Below are 15,441 nucleotides of genomic sequence, written 5' to 3'. Positions count from 1 at the left end.
CTTCTTTGTTAATGGTCAGGCATTGCGTTGTAACAGGCAGTCCGGCATTCAGTGCGGCCTGACGTGCTGGATTCTGGCCGCAGCCAGCCGTCAGGGCCTGCCCCATAATGACCTGAGAAATTTCACCAATTTTCACGTCCAGGTCTTCAAGAAGCGCACGAATGATGCGGCTTCCAGGCTCGGCGGCGGAATGATCCGACAGGGAGCCCAGGAACGTGCCCGTTGCCGTGCGTTTTGCAGAAACAATGACTACTTCGCTTATGAGTTTTCCTCTTTCAGGCCGGGCAAAGTATGGCCTGTCGCCGCCATAGCAGCGCGGTAGGCCGTCAAACCGTTCATACAGGCCGGTACGCCGGCATAGACGGCCATCTGTATCACAATTTCAAGTAGCTCTTCAGGGCTGACGCCAGTGTTAAGCGCGGCTCTCATGTGTAACTCAAGCTGCGGCATAGCGTTACCCAGCGTCACAAGCGATGCAACGGTCAGCATTTCCCTTGTTCTAAGTTCCAGACCGGGGCGGCCAACCACAGCGCCAAAAGCGTAATCGGTGATCAAAGCCGGTAAGGTGGCGTCAAGTTCATTCAGTCGTCCGGTGACTTTATCGGCAAGACCGGGCTCAAGGCGGTTCATAATATCTCTGCCATAATGTGTCAGATTACTTATTTGACTCATAAGGTTTCTCCATGATGGTTAGTGCTGACGTAGCGCGCGTTGGGATTGCGGCTACGAGCAAAACAGAAAGCCCGATAGCTGCACCTGCTACGATACAAAGTAGCTGGATTGAAAAAGCGGATACCATCCAGGCACTGGCAGACGCTCCGACACCAATGGCGATATTGAAAAATGATACGTAAATTATCTTTATTATCCCTTACGACATTAAAAATGGTTTCATCACGCCACTGCCGATATTTTTGATAATTATGCGCAGGAACTTCAACATGGCGCAGCTGAATATATTTTGTTTCGGGGAGGTCTTTTTTATTATCGAAAGGAGATTCAACAAACTTGAGAAGCTCCCTACGAATATCTGCAGAAAGAACGTCAGCAAAGCGATAAAACATTGACTCCATTTCTTCTTCTGTCCATGAGCTTTCTTTAATATCGTTAAACGAACGGAGTTCCAATAGTTCATTCACACCCTGCTCTTCACAAAGAAAATAGCGCGTACTTTTAGTGCTTTTTAATGATGAGAAAAAATCATCATAAATATTATTTTTTAACGGAAAGCGCGACACCAGCACATAGTTAGATGACATTCTTATCTCCCTGATGATGTTTGATTAATTTAGAGGGGAATCTAACAGCCTTTGACACAAATGGAATTGTTAAATGTGTAATATAGTTTTTGTATTGCTATAAGGCGCGTTTTTGTGATATGAGTTTCGTGTTATATCTGGCTGTATAAAAAGGGTGTAGAATAATTTTTTGACTGACAGGATGGAATCTATGGCCACTGCAGGACACCTAATCAACAACAACCTCCCCAGCGTTAAACAGCTCCAGTGCTTTCTTGCTGTTGCTCATGAGCTGAACTTTCGCAGGGCTGCCGAACGGCTCAAAATGACCCAGCCGCCGTTAACCCGACAGATTAAGCGCCTTGAAGCTGTACTGGACAGGCAGCTATTCAGCCGCAGTACACATGATGTCAGCCTGACGGAAGCTGGCCGTGCATTGGTAATAAAAGCAGAAAGGATCCTTCAGGAACTTAATGAACTGAAAACACATTCCCCTTCTTCGAAGGAGAGCCTGCGCATTGGCCTTACCCGAACGCTCAATTTTGAATTAATTGATCCCGTCAGCAAGCAGCTTATTAAACTGCATGCTAAAGACGACGTTGAAACGCCTAATCTGACATCTGCGCAGCTGCTTCAGTGCCTGTCGAAAAATACGCTTGACCTCGTGCTTACGGGCGAAAAAGGTATCGGTCATGAAGATACCGTCCAGTATCGCTGGGTTTGCCGTGAACCCCTACTGATGGCTATGCCAGCCATGCACTCAGCCAGTATGAAACAAAAAGTATCACTCGAAGACGTCAGTGATTTACCGCTCTTCTGGTTTGCAAGAAGCGCGAACCCATCATTTTACGACAAATGTGAAAGTTATTTTGATCTACTGAAAACTCCATTAAAAAGAGTGAAAGAGCCGGACGATTCACTCGTTATGCTCACTCACATCGCAAGAGGAAAAGGGTTTGCTCTGATGCCGCAGTCCAAATGCACCTTTAATCAGGAAGGGCTTTGCTACCGCGCGCTAACAGACTATGAATCGCGGAAATTGAACATCGATATTTATGCTGCAACCCGGCTAAACGATAAGCGGGAGACCGTACTAAATGCCCAGGATATACTATGTGATAATAATCTTGCCGACTGAAATAATATTCAGCCACCCCGAATTGAAGTTACAGGTAAGTTATTTCAAATAAAGCTTAGTTTATCGCGACTGCTCATATTGCGTACTCAACAATAACGGTTAAGTCATGGGTTAATCACCTTAAGCTTTACCGTCCTTTCCCTGTTTACGCTAAAAGGAAGTAAAACCCTGCCCCCCTCCACCAGCTATAACAGCGCCGCCTGATAATAAACGCCCGTGTTGTTTAACGGGCTTTTATTGGTTTGGCGCTGGCTCGGGCGATCCATTTTCCGACAAAGCGCGTATGCTGAGAAAACCCTGGCGTGCGTAGCGATGGTAATCGGCGCGCCGATCGTTGACGAACAAGGGAGAAGATAAAATGGCTGACCGTCCTGGCATTGCCCTGCTTGGCCCTGGCGCTATCGGTACGACCCTCGCAGCGGTACTACATGAGGCAAACCGCACGCCAGTACTTTGCGGGCGCAGCGCGCATGCGCAATTAATTCTTCGTGATGATGAAAGAGAAACTGTCGTACCGGGGCCGGTATTAACTGATAGCGCCTCCGTCCATCAGCCGTTCGATTTGGTGTTCGTGGCGGTAAAAACTACCCAGGTAGCCGACTGTGCGGACTGGCTGGCCGCACTCTGTGATGAAAACACGGTGGTATGCGCATTGCAAAACGGCGTGGAACAGAAAACCCTTCTGGAGCCCTGGGTCAACGGTGCCACTGTAGTGCCTGCAGTAGTATGGTTCCCGGCCCAGCGAGAGCCGGATTTCTCCGTCTGGCTGCGAGCCAAACCGCGCCTGACGCTGCCGGATAGCCCACAGGCAAAAAGAGTAGCGGCCAGCCTGAGCGCAACCCGCTGCGTCGTTGATCTGTCTAGCGATTTTATTTCCATCGCCTGGCGTAAGCTGCTACAGAACGCGGTAGCCGGTCTGATGGTGCTTGCTAATCGTCGTGCCGGGATGTTCTCGCGCAGAGATATCACCGAGCTGGCGCTGGCTTATCTGCGTGAATGTCTGAAGGTAGCTCGCGCGGAAGGAGCTATTCTGAACGACAGCGTTCCCCAGGAAATTGTGGACGGTTTTCATCATGCTCCTGCGGATTTAGGCACCTCAATCCTTGCGGACCGACAGGCTAACCGCCCGCTGGAATGGGAAATCCGCAACGGCGTGATAATGCGCTATGGCCGCACCCATGGTATTCCTACGCCCATCAGCGACGTGCTGGTGCCGCTATTGGCAGCGGGAAGTGAGGGGCCGGGTTGATTCAGGAACAAGCGCAAGTTTCACGCCTGTTGATATCAGGTAGTCTTTGACGTGAGCTAAAGTGCTTCCTGCACGAGGTGGAGCCCGGAACCAGTATTATGACAAGCTGAAATTATGCTTTCGAAAAGCAGGCTATCGTTGGTTTCCATACGGGGAGGCCTGGAGCATGCCTGAGGGCATTCACTTCACGCAGAACAACCTCCTTTTGAACCATCCGCGTTTAACAGAGTTATTAGCCGGATAAAGGCTCTGAATGCTCATCTCTTTACTCATTGATCGGTTCAGGGGATTATTAACAAATGAATAAAAGACAAGTCCCCTGCCTTTAATAATAAAAATCACCAGATAATTATTTTACGTAAAAATATCGAGGTGTTTTTAAAAGCGCAGCACACTATGAAATATGCATCACTGTAAGTTGAGGTAAGGTTCCTTTATTATTTTATCGGAGCCAGTTATGGACATCATCGGAATCATCATGTCAGCGGGAAGAACTTCCGTTGACGTCGCTTTATATACGTTAATACCTGTCATGGTGGTGATGCTTATCATCATGAAGTATCTGGAGCAGAAGGGAGTACTGGACGCAATTGTTCGCCTGATGACTCCCATACTTAAGCCATTTGGTGTAACAGGGCTGGCAATCTTTGCGCTTATTCAGCTTAACTTTGTGAGTTTCGCTGCCCCTCTGGCCGCCCTGGCTATCATGGAAAAACGCGGTACTTCCGACAGGCATCTTGCTGCCACGCTGGCTATGCTTTTTGCTATGGGACAGGGCAACGTATTTTATCCTCTTATCCCGGCAGGATTACACTGGGGTCAAGCACTGATTATTTCGGTAGTCGGGGGCCTTGCTGCTGCTGCCTTTACCTGGCATCTGACTGCCCGCAGGCTATCAGATAAGGAGGTGAAACGTGAAGATGCTGAAACTCAGCATAGAAAATCATCTCAGGGTTTGATTGGCGTGATTAACAGCGCAGGATCAGATGCTATCAGATTGGCACTGGGCTCTGTACCTATGCTTATTCTGTCTTTGACTGTCGTCGGCATACTGAAAGCAAGTGGTGCTATTGAAGGGTTAACTACGCTGGTAGCGCCGGTACTGGCACTTTTCAACATATCTGACATTTATGTTATGCCTGTGCTAACGAAATTCCTTGCTGGCGGAACGGCGTATTACGGTGTAATGACTGACATTATCCATAAGGGGCTGATGACCACACAGCAAATTAATGCTTCTGCCGGATTTCTTATCCAGACATTTGATTTACCGGGTATCGGTATTTTCCTGGGGATTGCCAGCCGGTTTGTGCGGTTATTCCGCTACGCCTTGCCAGGCGCACTGATTGGCATCATGATCCGTGGTGTGATCCATGTAAGCATCAGTTAAAGTCTGTTGCCGGGGCGGAAAACCTGTACGCCTGCCCTGGCGTTTATTGGTACCAGAATGATAATAAAGTGGTTCCTTTAAAGGCATATTTCTGTCCCGCCTGAATCAATAGAATAAAAATCAAACTGCCCGTTGCTCAGAAAGGCACAGTGGCAGGTAAACCTGATTTACTGCTAATTTCAGACGGTGATTAAATGTCCTTACATACTGCAGCTCATTCTGTTAACTACTCATCCTGCATAGGTTCTGACCTTCTGTATTGTGACCCTGACGCATTTTGTACCACGGGTGGCAGAGAGGGCTTAAAGCCCACCGCCAATCCTCACTCCCTTCGTTCCTCTGCCATAATGCGCGGAGTTGTCTGCGATACGCTGAACTGGATTGAAGCCAATCTTGATAATGACCTTCATATAGTTCAGCTGGCCGATCGCTCGGGCTACACCCGCTGGCATTTTCAGCGTCAGTTTAAAGAGATAACAGGACGCTCTATATCAGAGCATGTCAGGATCCGTCGTTTGGTCCGGGCCGCTGAGGCTATTATGTATACCGCTGGGCGCTTAATGGATATTGCCTGTGACTATGGATATACCAGTCAGCAGGCTATGTCTCGTGTTATACGTTCGGCATTTGGTATGACGCCAACAGAGCTGAGGAACCGCGCTAATGCACATCACTGTACTGAAGAAATCAAAAGCGACCTGGATGCACTGAAGCTCCGGGGCTTACAATAAATTTTAACAGGGAGTCGCAAAGACTCCCTCTGTACTACTCAGTCCTGATCCCTCTGCGCGCGACTTTATATCCATTACTCGTCCCTTTGCCTGTTAATTTTTACCTGGCAATGTCAGTTGCTTTTGATTGACAACTGAGGGTATTCCCTTACCAGCCTTTTATCCTGCGGATAAATCATCAGATATTCAGAAAGTCCGTGCCAGGGGAAACCAGTCCTGCCAAAAAGTCATTGCGGTGGTTTACTGAGGGATTAATAAAATAAAACTTTAATAAAATACCCGTACTCTGCTAAGAGCAGGTTAAGGAGCATTAACTTTCGCCCAGCTAAATATAGCGGAATTATGTTAAGCGCTTACATTATTAAAAAGCCCGGCAGTTGTGCCGGGCCGGAGATGCTATTTGTAAATTATCGCCGTTCCATAATAACGATTTCCGCCGTATGCAGAAGTGACTTTAAGATCCTTAGCGCCTGCTTTCGTCGCTGCCGTTTCAAGGGCGCCAGTCATTTCATCAAGGGTGGTACCCCACGCAGATACATGACCAGCAGGTGAAGTTTTAATGTTTTCTGCTGCATTAGCAGTAGCAAATGCAGATGAGACCAGCAGTGATACAAGTACTGAATTACGGAGTTTCATGGTATTACCTCAATTATTTTTGTTGTTATAATTTTATGAGGTAATGCATATGATATAAACAAGTAAAAAAGAAATTCATAGTTATGGGTTTCAGAAACAATGAATGAAGATAACGGTATTTATAGGCTTTTAAAATTCTTACGGATTGTGTTAGTTATAACCTGGTGTTGATTTGAATGATTTCGGGCGCGAATTTTGATCGATTTTAATATTAAAAAAAAGCCCGTAAGACCTTCTGTCTCCGGGCAATTTATCGCTTGCTTTACTTGTTATAATACGCTTCTTTTTTATGCAGGGTGGAGGAAATTAATTAACAGTTACTACAATTTTGCCTACCTGACCATTTGCTTCCATATAACGCTGTGCATCGGCAATATCTTCAAGAGTAAAAGTTTTATCGATGACAGGTTTAAGTTTGCCTGAGCGCAAACCTTCAGTGACAAATGCTTTAGCACGAGCCATTTTTTCAGGGTTTGTGGTGATCTCAAAAAGTTCGTAACCACGGAGGGTGAGATGTTTGCCCAGAATATCGAAAACAGGTACAAGCATGTCACGGCTATCAAGTGCGCCATACTGGAAGAACATCCCCAATGGTGCCATCACTTGGGTCAGCTTAGCGACGTCCGGGCCACCAACGGGGTCGAAGACGATGTGAGCACCAACGTTATTTGTCTCACGATTAATCTCAGCGACCATATCCTGTTCAGCCGTCGCAATGACGGCTGCAGCGCCCGCCTTAAGAAGCAGATCGCGTTTTTCGCTGGTGCGGGTCAGTGCAATGGGTTTAGCGCCCAACATATTGGCAATCTGAATGGCTGCAAGGCCAACGCTGCTGGAAGCAGCACGAATGATCACGTTTTGACCAGCCTGAAGGTTGCCATATTCTACCAGCGCGCCAAACGCTGTGACATACATCATCCAGCTTGCAGCGGCTTGTTCAAATGACAAATTTTCTGGGTGCTTAACAACCGCATGAACAGGCGCATTCACGATCTCGCCATACATACCGTATTCGTTAAACATAAAGGATGGGATCACGCTGACAGGATCGCCTTTGGCAAAGTCTTTCACATTTTCACCTACGGCCTCAACGGTACCAGCTGCTTCATAACCGAGTCGTGCTGGAAACACGGGTTCGATAACATACTGACCATTGCGATACATGATCTCAGCCCGGTTCAGGCCAATAGCCTTAACGCGGATCTGGACTTCATTGGCTGACGGAGCCGGAACCTGAACATCGACAACTTCCAGAACTTCCGGTCCACCTGTACGGTTAAACGTTACTACTTTTGACATAATCAGGCCTCGTGAGTGGGGGGCGGCTTCAGGCGTGTGTGGTAAAGCACGCCCGTTTCATCTGCCGATAATTTACGCGCTTATAAAACGTATAAAAATAGGTATTCAGGAACTTCAGTATTATCCAATCAGTAACAATCAACCATTGACCTGGCCTGTTGAGAAAACAGTTCGCTGAACCAATCGATGAAGACCCTGACCTTCGGAGAGAGATATTCCCTGTCCGGATACATGACTGAGACAGGCTTGGAGACGGGTGGATACTGAGTCAGTATTTCGACCAACTCACCCGCATCGATATGAGGTTTAAGCGCAGGATAAGTCGCCTGAATGATACCCAGGCCGGACAGGCCACAGCTCAGTAATATGTCTGAGTTGTCTACAAGCATACTGCTGGCAGAACGTTGCGAAACGACGGTATTTTTATCGATGAATTTCCACTCCATAACCTCACGGCTATGGTCACTGAAGAAATTTACTGCCTTATGGTTTTGCAGATCGTCTAATGACTCAGGGTTGCCATGGGCCTCAAGGTAAGCCGGAGAAGCACAGGTCACCATGCGGATCTCTCCGAGTCGTTTCGAGATAAAGCTCGAATCCTGTAACTCGCCCAGCCGTACCACACAATCCACCCCTTCGGTAATGAGGTCCGTTTTCTTGTCGGAGGAAAGCAAAACGACTTCAATATCCGGGTATTTTTCTTTGAACTTTATCAGATGCGGAATCAGGATGGCATGCGCTAATGAAAGAGGCACGTCCAGCCTCAGACGCCCACGAGGAGGCAGTGTCGTTGAAAAACTGGCCATCATGTCATTCACTTCAGAAAGGATAGTTTTTGAACGATGGTAGAATTCTTCGCCTTCTGCGGTAACGCTGAGTTTTCGAGTGGTGCGGTGGATTAACTTAACACCAAGATCGTCTTCAAGATGTTGAATGGCTTTGCTCACCGCAGGGCGATGTAATTGTAGAAATTCAGCCGCTTTGGTGAAGCTCCCTTGCTCAACGACTTGCATAAAAATATTAATATATTCAATCATCTTTGAACGCATATTACCGCCTGAAATTGTTGTTCTTGCGTCAGTCATATTCACTGATCCACGGAATTTTAAACCTGATTATTCCATGAGCGTAGTGTAAGGCATGCGTCAGAGACGGCATGATCTCCTGTGCTTTAATACGACAAGCTGTCAGGCCTTAACATAGTCAGCATTGTTATTTTTAAGGAAAAAGTGAAGTACTCTTTGAGTAATTTTTCCTCTTCATTTGCTGAATTAAAATGCCATTCCTGCCGCCATGCTGCGGTACTCAAAAACCTGAAACAGGTGCTGGCCTCCGGAAACCTTCCGTTTAAAGCCTGTCAGATAAGGAAATGAAAATGCATTACGTCTCCGGTCTTAAATTGAAACCTGAGCTCCAGACACATCCCGGGTTTAGCCGGGTCTTTCAGCCAGACAAGCTCACGTTTGGTTTTATCATGCCTCTTGTGGGATATCCTGACTCACCCTTTCCGCTGCTGGAAGATCATCAGAAAATGGCTCAACTGGCAGATAAACTGGGATTTTCAGCGCTATGGATGCGAGATATTCCTTTCTATGATCCGTCTTTCGGCGATACCGGGCAGGTTTTTGACCCGATGGTATACCTTGGATTTCTTGCCGCTGTCACACGTAATATTGCGTTAGGAACTGCTGGCATAGTCCTTCCGTTGCGCGAGCCTCTGATTGTAGCGAAGCAGGCAGTGTCATTAGACCAATTGAGCCATGGCAGGCTAATCCTGGGGCTATCCAGCGGCGATCGTCCCGCTGAATATCCGGCGTTCGGCGCTGATTTTGACAACAGAGCTGAAAGGTTCAGAGAGGCTGTTAATCTCATACATCGGGTCACGACTGAAAGCTTCCCTCATATCGATACGAAGCATTACGGCAAATTAAAGGGCATGCTTAATCTTGTTCCCTCCCCACGGGCAGGAAGAATTCCTACACTGATTGTTGGTCGTGCACAGCAGGATATAGACTGGCTGGCGGCGAATAGCGATGGATGGATATGGCATCGCGGAAGCTTTAACCAGTTACCTGAAATTGTAAATACATGGCATCAGAACCGTCCGGATGAATATTTCCGGCCCTATGGATATGGTACTTTTTTTGATCTGTCCGAAGATGCAAATGAGCCGGTTCGCCAGAACTGGGGTGGGATCCGTGCGGGCAGAAATGCGTTAATTGCCATGTGGAAAAAGCATGAGTCAGCGGGTGTTAACCACGTTGCACTTAACCTAAAAACATTACAGCGGCCAGCAGAAGAAGTGCTTCAGGAACTGGCTGAATATGTGCTGCCTCACTTTAAAAATGACTAATAACAGCATGCTGATTAACTCTCTTTTCGGGCTGACGCCGCATACTCTCAGATGACAGAGATCCTGCAAATTCCTGACTGTAAAATTATGACTGATTGCAGCCCCAAAGCAACGCTTGAAAAGCCATTATTTAACAGGGAACCTCAGAGTATGAAAACATAACGATTCTACAGGTTTTTAACTTCTTTCAGCACTTGTGGGAAAAATCGTTTCAAAAATCATACAAGAGGAAAATGAAAAATTCACGCCAGTTAATAAAAGACATGACATGTGGTAAGGGATATGAAAGTAATATCACCACTTAAACATTATTATTTATCGACCCTTCCCTTTATTTGACAAATATTCGTAGAGCACTAATGCTTTTTAAGCTTTACCTCAGGCAGGAACCAACCAACCTCTCCTGAAAAAAACCAATTAAATCAAAAAGATATGCACAACCCCATTCCGGGGTTGATTGGTATTAAATTTAATAACTTAGTATAATCAAAATCCTGTCTTCTGACATTCAGGACAAGCGGATATATTTCTCAGCACGGAAATCATTCCGACCCTAAATAAGAGAGACATTATGAGTATCATTAAAAAACCTGCGCGTGATTTTTCTTCCCTTGAGCAGTCGGCTGGATTTCAGCGTCGTATTCTGGGTGATTACACTATTACCGCAGTTTATGACGGCATTGTAGCAATTAATCCTGAAGCATTCGCAGGCGTTACTGATGATAAACGCCAGGCCGCCCTGCAGCGTCAGTTGCACCCTGTAACCGGTGAAATTGATACTTCGGTTAATGCATTTATCGTTGATACCGGTTCAAAAATCGTTCTGATTGACGCGGGCTCAGGTAATAAATTCGGGCCGACCATGGGCCGTCTTGAAAGTAGCATCAGAGCCTCTGGTTATTCTCCTGAAGACATTGATGCGGTTCTGATTACCCATCTGCATCCGGATCACGTTGGCGGCATTTCTGATGATAATGGTAATGCAACCTATCCGAACGCAACTGTCTGGGTGCCTGAAGCTGATGCTGAATTTTGGCTGGATTCAGCAACGACTGCAAAAATTCCGGAAATGCAGCACTGGTTCATCGATGTTGCACAAAACGCTACCGCGCCCTATATCAAAGCTGGCCGTTTCCAGACTTTTGAAAATGGAGACGACCTGCTAAATGGTCTGGTGAAAGTGATTGGCCTGCCGGGTCACACGCCAGGGCATTCCGGCTTCCGTATTGAATCTGCTGGTGAAACTATTTTGTTCTGGGGTGACATCACTCACTTACCAGCAGTGCAGTTGTCTCATGCTGAAGCGACTATTAATCTGGACATTATTCCGGAAAAAGCAGTGAGTTCACGAGAGTGGGCTCTGAAAGAAACGTCGTCAACGGGTATCTGGATCGGCGCGGCGCACCAGGCATTTCCGGGAATTGGTCGTCTGCGCCAGGACGCAGAGGGTTACACCTGGATTGGCAGTGAATATGCCTGGCTGACCGCACGCGGCTAAGTAATTATCAGCCCCAACGATGATTAAGCAAAGGGCCCGTCTGTGTGGAGATGAGGCCCTTTTTGCATAGGGTAATTTTCATTGTTAATACAGTAGCAGCAGTAAAATTCCTGCTGTAAATGGCGATTTACATTCTCTCTGTTTCCTTCAGCTATCCGGCTGGTGCAACACTGTTTTACTCTTCCTGAAGATCAAAGACGCCAACATCCTGAAGGCGCCCTCCGGTTCCCTTGCGCGGCCGGGTTGCCAGCCCTCACCTGATGTGCTGGCGTGGAAGGTGAAGCGGAGGGTCATGTGCTGCAAATCAAGGTTCAGTGTTGTAATGAACTGAAGGACGAGGACGGGCTCACTCTGCTTCGGTGGTGGTAGCTAATCACCACATAATGTCAGATACAAGCAAGAGAGTTTACCCGTAAATCAATTATCTCACTTCGGCAGCGTTGATTTTATCATCGGCTTTCCAGATACGATATTTAACCTCAATATTCTCTGGCGTATAAACCACGACGGGAAGTTTACTGTTATACCTCAACATGCCATCCGCCCCGAGGTTGGCGGGCACAAATTTCTTTTCCTTTTTACCTGCCGGGCAGGCCATTCTGGTCGAGATGTGCATTGCGCCGGAGTCTGGCGATTTCGCTGCCTCATAGACATAATAATCATAGCCCCAACCATCAACTGTCTTGCTGTGCAGCTGGCCGAGGAGAAGATGCTGGTTACAGTCAACTTCCAGTGTCTGACCAATCATCAGTTCCACTTTATATAACTCTTCATGTTTACGTTCTGGCAGCTGTATTATTTGTCGGCTTATGCCTTTTTCCGGTTTGGGATAAGGGGCAAGATTATCTGAAGACTGTTGCTGAGCAAAAGTGCTGGCTGAAAGGCAACCGGCGGTTATCAGCAAACATACAGCCAGCGTAGGGGTTCTGATCATTCTATAAGTCCTTAGTAGTATTTAATCCAGATTAATTCATTGCCATAAATTAATTTAATAGCATTAACTACTGCCATTCTATTAAAGACCAGTCTTTACTGTCACCTCCTGACGAATGATAGACGCTTAACCCCCGTAAAAAATAATTTACACGGCGTGATCCCAGGCGCGAGCGATGGGTGATTGCGCTCAAAACATCCCTGCCCTCAGAGCAAAAGAAGAAAGGGTGCTATATTCCGATAAGCGCTTAATTAACCTATTTCATTTATCCAAATAAGAAACAGCGTTTTTATCCCTCACGCATTTTGTTAACACGGAGTAAGCATGACTGAACCACTGGATACCCTGCTCAAACTGGATCTGACTACCCCTTTGAAAAAGCCCGGCGCCAGTACCGCCCGGACTTTCAAGTCCGCTGAGCTTGTCGAATCGGTGCTGGCCGATCTGGAAGCCAAAGGTCTGATCCGACGCGGTGCGGATTACTTCGACGTGATCGCACCTACAACTGGCGCCACTACCGGCTCCGTGAAGCGCACTCGCACCGAGTTCAAGTTCCCGGCGCCGATCTTCCTGAAGGACTACACCGAACTGCTCATCCGCCTGAAGGGCGAGCTGCTGGCCGTAAACTACGACGGTGACGTAGTAGTGCTGCAACTACACTGTGACGACGGCAATGACCCTACCATCAAGGGCTTCTACGACAATGGCGAGATCAAGGTAGGCGTGCGGGACTATGACGAAACCAAAGACCCCGACAAAGTCAAACTCGTCAACGTCGGCGCAACCCCGGCGCTTCTGGAGCTGGAATACCGCATCAGAGGGAACAAGCTCACCGTGGTTTGTGGACATGGCGAATCTGCCAGCCGTAAAGAGTTTACGCTCACTGCCGGACGATTAGCTCGCCCACACGTTCCGCATGTTGGCGTGTACAATCAGATCGACCAGGGCGCTGACACAGAACCTGCCGGCGACCGCTCCGCACTGCGCATCTATGAGTTCTATGTAGGCGAAGCGCCTGATGCGGCGCAGCCTGACCTGGCTCAACAGCTTGACGTCGAGCTGGACAAGCTGTTGCAGGACTACCGGAGCGGCGCGATCGCTCTGAGTGCTGCCAGGATCGTGCTGAACGATATCTCTACCCGCATCAAAGCGGTAGAAGACGCCGACGCCCGCTATGCCTTAAACGTCAAGACGGCCGCCGTTAAAGCCCAACTTAAGTAGAAAGCCGCCTGCGGCCGCGCGCTGCTTCTGTTTTGCGCCAGAAGCAGACGCCCGCGTCAGGGCGTAGCAGGCTTGCGTGGCGATCAGCCCTGAAAAAGCGCGTTATGCCCTGTGCCTGCCGGTTATGCAGCTCCTCGTACGTTATGACTGCGCCCTGCTCAAAAAGCAGGCGTCATAACTGGCTTGATACATTCCCGCTTTTATAAAGGAAAATGATGCCGAGGCTATAAAGAAACAGGGTCGCCGGCTCTGTTGCGCCGTTCAGGGTTTTTCGATCCGGGTCACTTTCATAAAGGCGTTATCCGCTCTGCCATAAACGCGACCGCTGACGCGAACCTTGTCATCAGCCTGATAGGTTTTGCCGAGAAAAGCATCGGCAGAAGCCTGTAGCCGAACCTCGTCGCTGGCATCACGAAAAAGATAGCTGCCCGGTCTTTGCTCCTTGACAATATATCCCTCAAGCGTTGTATAGCCGCCCTGTCTGAAATCACGGATCAGGTTTGCTTTTGTGGCGCGCGTGTCCTCTGTGCCTTTCTGTGCCGCATCTTCCTTTTCAGGCGGCGGAGCCTTTTCTCCCGCCTTAAATCCGCCTTCAGCGGCCGCGACGCCGCTGCTTAGTGCGGCAAGCAAAGCCGTGAGCATCAATTTTTTCTTCATCTGTTCTCTCCATTCAGGTGGATGGTTTCATCTTAAACGTGAGTTCATCTGGCTTATCAGCACCGCTCAGCGTGCGATAAGGGCAAAACCGGGAAAGATCAACTGTAGCGCGGATATTTTATTCTGCAACTGATTGACTTATATACGCATTATGCGCAAACCCATTTTTAATGGTTAAAACGGCGTCTTCTGTTAACGGCAAACTGCGGGCGTTGCCGGTGTCCGCGTACCCTGCGCTCTCTTCTGCCGGGGCTTACGCCAGCACCAGCACCAGGCGGCCGCGGCGCGCCAGATGACAATATGGTCATCTTTCTGACAGGTAATGACGACAGCCACGCGGGTATAACAGCAGGGTGATTAATACAGGAGAATTAACATGAAAAGGTCTGTCGCTGCCCTGCCTCTCGCTGCCAGTAAAAAACCGTTAAGCGGTATCGGGGGAGCTGAGCACAAATGAAACATTTTATGATTGCCCTTGCGCTCGCTACGACGCCAGGCATGGCTCTGGCTACCGGGCCAGCAGCCGTCTATGACATGACGCAGGAACTCAGCAGTAAGCTGGCCACGGAAGCGCTGTCCGTATGTCACGGTATGAATCGCCAGGGCGTGGTGGCCGTCGTGGATCGTGGCGGAAACCTGGTTTCGCTGATGAGAGATGATAACGTGGGGCCGCATAATACGCAGGCCGCCTGGCGCAAAGCCTTCACGGCGCTGTCTACCAAAACGCCAACGAAAGAGTTTACCCGTAAAGCTCAATCCTCGCCGGATACCGTTAACCTGAACACCGTTAACGAGCTATTGCTGCTGGGCGGCGGCGTACCGATTAAATATCGCGGCCAGTGGATTGGCGCTATCGGCATGGCGGGAACCGGCGGCGCCGAGTCCGACGATCGGTGTGGAACCGAAGCCATTAACAAAGTCATTGGCGAAAGCGAACAGCAAAAATAAAGTAAAGCGCGAGCAGCCAGCAACGGCGGGGGAAAAGTGCTGTCTTCCGTGGTTGCTGGCTATGGTGACTTGCGGGTGGCCGCGCGCCGGGCCTGCCCTGCTTAACTGCACTGCAACATCCGTTTATTGCGCAAAGCAGACCGGCGTCT

General features: G+C 48.4%; 15 protein-coding genes and 1 pseudogene. 8 read left to right on the top strand and 8 right to left on the bottom strand.

Going from position 1 to position 15,441, the window contains the following annotated elements; all coding sequences use genetic code 11:
* Positions 1-4: 4 nt before the first annotated feature.
* The 3 genes and pseudogenes from ACA373_RS03450 to ACA373_RS03440 all read right to left on the bottom strand — a co-directional run.
* A pseudogene (locus tag ACA373_RS03450) lies at positions 5-262 on the bottom strand (acetyl-CoA C-acetyltransferase); the annotation flags it as partial.
* Positions 259-672 (bottom strand): carboxymuconolactone decarboxylase family protein, encoded by a 414-nt coding sequence (locus ACA373_RS03445; protein ID WP_253454298.1) that lies wholly within the window; start codon positions 670-672, stop codon positions 259-261. The pseudogene ACA373_RS03450 and the gene ACA373_RS03445, both read right to left, overlap by 4 nt.
* A complete protein-coding gene (locus tag ACA373_RS03440) occupies positions 669-1,259 on the bottom strand; it encodes a hypothetical protein (protein WP_370734010.1) in 591 nt (196 codons plus the stop codon). Before ACA373_RS03440 ends, ACA373_RS03445 begins: the two co-directional genes overlap by 4 nt.
* A gap of 190 nt (positions 1,260-1,449) precedes the next feature.
* Here ACA373_RS03440 and ACA373_RS03435 point away from each other — a divergent pair, with 190 nt between their 5' ends.
* The 4 genes from ACA373_RS03435 to ACA373_RS03420 all read left to right on the top strand — a co-directional run bounded on the left by ACA373_RS03435 (position 1,450) and on the right by ACA373_RS03420 (position 5,746).
* The gene (locus tag ACA373_RS03435) at positions 1,450-2,376 is read left to right on the top strand and encodes a LysR family transcriptional regulator (protein WP_370734009.1); all 927 of its coding nucleotides are present in this window, start codon (positions 1,450-1,452) and stop codon (positions 2,374-2,376) included.
* Positions 2,377-2,734: 358 nt separating this feature from the next.
* The gene (locus tag ACA373_RS03430; protein WP_370734008.1) at positions 2,735-3,625 is read left to right on the top strand and encodes an oxidoreductase; all 891 of its coding nucleotides are present in this window, start codon (positions 2,735-2,737) and stop codon (positions 3,623-3,625) included.
* Positions 3,626-4,082: 457 nt separating this feature from the next.
* Entirely contained in the window at positions 4,083-5,015 is a 933-nt protein-coding gene (locus ACA373_RS03425) for a nucleoside recognition domain-containing protein (RefSeq protein ID WP_301250914.1), read from the top strand.
* Positions 5,016-5,209: 194 nt separating this feature from the next.
* On the top strand, positions 5,210-5,746 hold the full coding sequence (locus ACA373_RS03420; RefSeq protein WP_301250915.1) for a helix-turn-helix domain-containing protein: 537 nt from the start codon (positions 5,210-5,212) through the stop codon (positions 5,744-5,746).
* A 396-nt stretch (positions 5,747-6,142) separates the two neighbouring features.
* Here ACA373_RS03420 and ACA373_RS03415 read toward each other — a convergent pair whose 3' ends face one another.
* From ACA373_RS03415 to ACA373_RS03405, 3 genes are all read right to left on the bottom strand, one after another.
* A complete protein-coding gene (locus tag ACA373_RS03415; RefSeq protein ID WP_301250917.1) occupies positions 6,143-6,382 on the bottom strand; it encodes a YdgH/BhsA/McbA-like domain containing protein in 240 nt (79 codons plus the stop codon).
* Between the two features lie 306 nt (positions 6,383-6,688).
* Positions 6,689-7,681 (bottom strand): zinc-dependent alcohol dehydrogenase family protein, encoded by a 993-nt coding sequence (locus tag ACA373_RS03410; protein WP_301250919.1) that lies wholly within the window; start codon positions 7,679-7,681, stop codon positions 6,689-6,691.
* A 128-nt stretch (positions 7,682-7,809) separates the two neighbouring features.
* Positions 7,810-8,730, bottom strand: coding sequence for a LysR substrate-binding domain-containing protein (locus tag ACA373_RS03405; protein WP_369894830.1), 921 nt, complete (start codon positions 8,728-8,730; stop codon positions 7,810-7,812).
* Positions 8,731-9,056: 326 nt separating this feature from the next.
* Between ACA373_RS03405 and ACA373_RS03400 the strand changes: the two genes are divergently transcribed.
* Positions 9,057-10,034: an LLM class oxidoreductase gene (locus ACA373_RS03400; RefSeq protein ID WP_370734007.1), complete on the top strand. Its 978-nt coding sequence runs from the start codon at positions 9,057-9,059 to the stop codon at positions 10,032-10,034.
* Between the two features lie 571 nt (positions 10,035-10,605).
* Entirely contained in the window at positions 10,606-11,532 is a 927-nt protein-coding gene (locus tag ACA373_RS03395; RefSeq protein ID WP_301250923.1) for an MBL fold metallo-hydrolase, read from the top strand.
* Between the two features lie 421 nt (positions 11,533-11,953).
* On the opposite strand, the gene eco is transcribed toward ACA373_RS03395, so the two are convergent.
* Positions 11,954-12,466 carry a serine protease inhibitor ecotin gene (eco, locus tag ACA373_RS03390; protein WP_301250925.1) on the bottom strand — a complete coding sequence of 171 codons (513 nt, stop codon included), beginning with the start codon at positions 12,464-12,466 and terminating at the stop codon, positions 11,954-11,956.
* A 324-nt stretch (positions 12,467-12,790) separates the two neighbouring features.
* Between eco and ACA373_RS03385 the strand changes: the two genes are divergently transcribed.
* Positions 12,791-13,687: a polysaccharide lyase family 7 protein gene (locus tag ACA373_RS03385; RefSeq protein WP_253454308.1), complete on the top strand. Its 897-nt coding sequence runs from the start codon at positions 12,791-12,793 to the stop codon at positions 13,685-13,687.
* A gap of 261 nt (positions 13,688-13,948) precedes the next feature.
* On the opposite strand, the gene ACA373_RS03380 is transcribed toward ACA373_RS03385, so the two are convergent.
* Positions 13,949-14,344: a YgiW/YdeI family stress tolerance OB fold protein gene (locus ACA373_RS03380; protein ID WP_301250928.1), complete on the bottom strand. Its 396-nt coding sequence runs from the start codon at positions 14,342-14,344 to the stop codon at positions 13,949-13,951.
* Between the two features lie 453 nt (positions 14,345-14,797).
* On the opposite strand from ACA373_RS03380, the gene ACA373_RS03375 reads away from it, so the two are divergent.
* Positions 14,798-15,292, top strand: a complete 495-nt coding sequence (locus ACA373_RS03375) for a heme-binding protein (protein WP_253454310.1) — start codon at positions 14,798-14,800, stop codon at positions 15,290-15,292.
* The last annotated feature ends 149 nt before the right edge of the window (positions 15,293-15,441 follow it).

The sequence above is a fragment of the Erwinia sp. STN24 genome (assembly GCF_041320675.1).
Lineage (GTDB): Bacteria > Pseudomonadota > Gammaproteobacteria > Enterobacterales > Enterobacteriaceae > Erwinia > Erwinia aeris.
Note: the sequence above shows the minus strand (reverse complement) of the source record. Positions and strands in the feature narration are given on the sequence as shown.

Excerpts from the sequence above, each read along its gene's own strand:
- ACA373_RS03445 (WP_253454298.1), bottom strand. The coding sequence starts at position 672 with ATGAGTCAAATAAGTAATCTGACACATTATGGCAGAGATATTATGAAC.
- ACA373_RS03440 (WP_370734010.1), bottom strand. The coding sequence starts at position 1,259 with ATGTCATCTAACTATGTGCTGGTGTCGCGCTTTCCGTTAAAAAATAAT.
- ACA373_RS03435 (WP_370734009.1), top strand. The coding sequence starts at position 1,450 with ATGGCCACTGCAGGACACCTAATCAACAACAACCTCCCCAGCGTTAAA.
- ACA373_RS03430 (WP_370734008.1), top strand. The coding sequence starts at position 2,735 with ATGGCTGACCGTCCTGGCATTGCCCTGCTTGGCCCTGGCGCTATCGGT.
- ACA373_RS03425 (WP_301250914.1), top strand. The coding sequence starts at position 4,083 with ATGGACATCATCGGAATCATCATGTCAGCGGGAAGAACTTCCGTTGAC.
- ACA373_RS03420 (WP_301250915.1), top strand. The coding sequence starts at position 5,210 with ATGTCCTTACATACTGCAGCTCATTCTGTTAACTACTCATCCTGCATA.
- ACA373_RS03415 (WP_301250917.1), bottom strand. The coding sequence starts at position 6,382 with ATGAAACTCCGTAATTCAGTACTTGTATCACTGCTGGTCTCATCTGCA.
- ACA373_RS03410 (WP_301250919.1), bottom strand. The coding sequence starts at position 7,681 with ATGTCAAAAGTAGTAACGTTTAACCGTACAGGTGGACCGGAAGTTCTG.
- ACA373_RS03405 (WP_369894830.1), bottom strand. The coding sequence starts at position 8,730 with ATGCGTTCAAAGATGATTGAATATATTAATATTTTTATGCAAGTCGTT.
- ACA373_RS03400 (WP_370734007.1), top strand. The coding sequence starts at position 9,057 with ATGCATTACGTCTCCGGTCTTAAATTGAAACCTGAGCTCCAGACACAT.
- ACA373_RS03395 (WP_301250923.1), top strand. The coding sequence starts at position 10,606 with ATGAGTATCATTAAAAAACCTGCGCGTGATTTTTCTTCCCTTGAGCAG.
- eco (WP_301250925.1), bottom strand. The coding sequence starts at position 12,466 with ATGATCAGAACCCCTACGCTGGCTGTATGTTTGCTGATAACCGCCGGT.
- ACA373_RS03385 (WP_253454308.1), top strand. The coding sequence starts at position 12,791 with ATGACTGAACCACTGGATACCCTGCTCAAACTGGATCTGACTACCCCT.
- ACA373_RS03380 (WP_301250928.1), bottom strand. The coding sequence starts at position 14,344 with ATGAAGAAAAAATTGATGCTCACGGCTTTGCTTGCCGCACTAAGCAGC.
- ACA373_RS03375 (WP_253454310.1), top strand. The coding sequence starts at position 14,798 with ATGAAACATTTTATGATTGCCCTTGCGCTCGCTACGACGCCAGGCATG.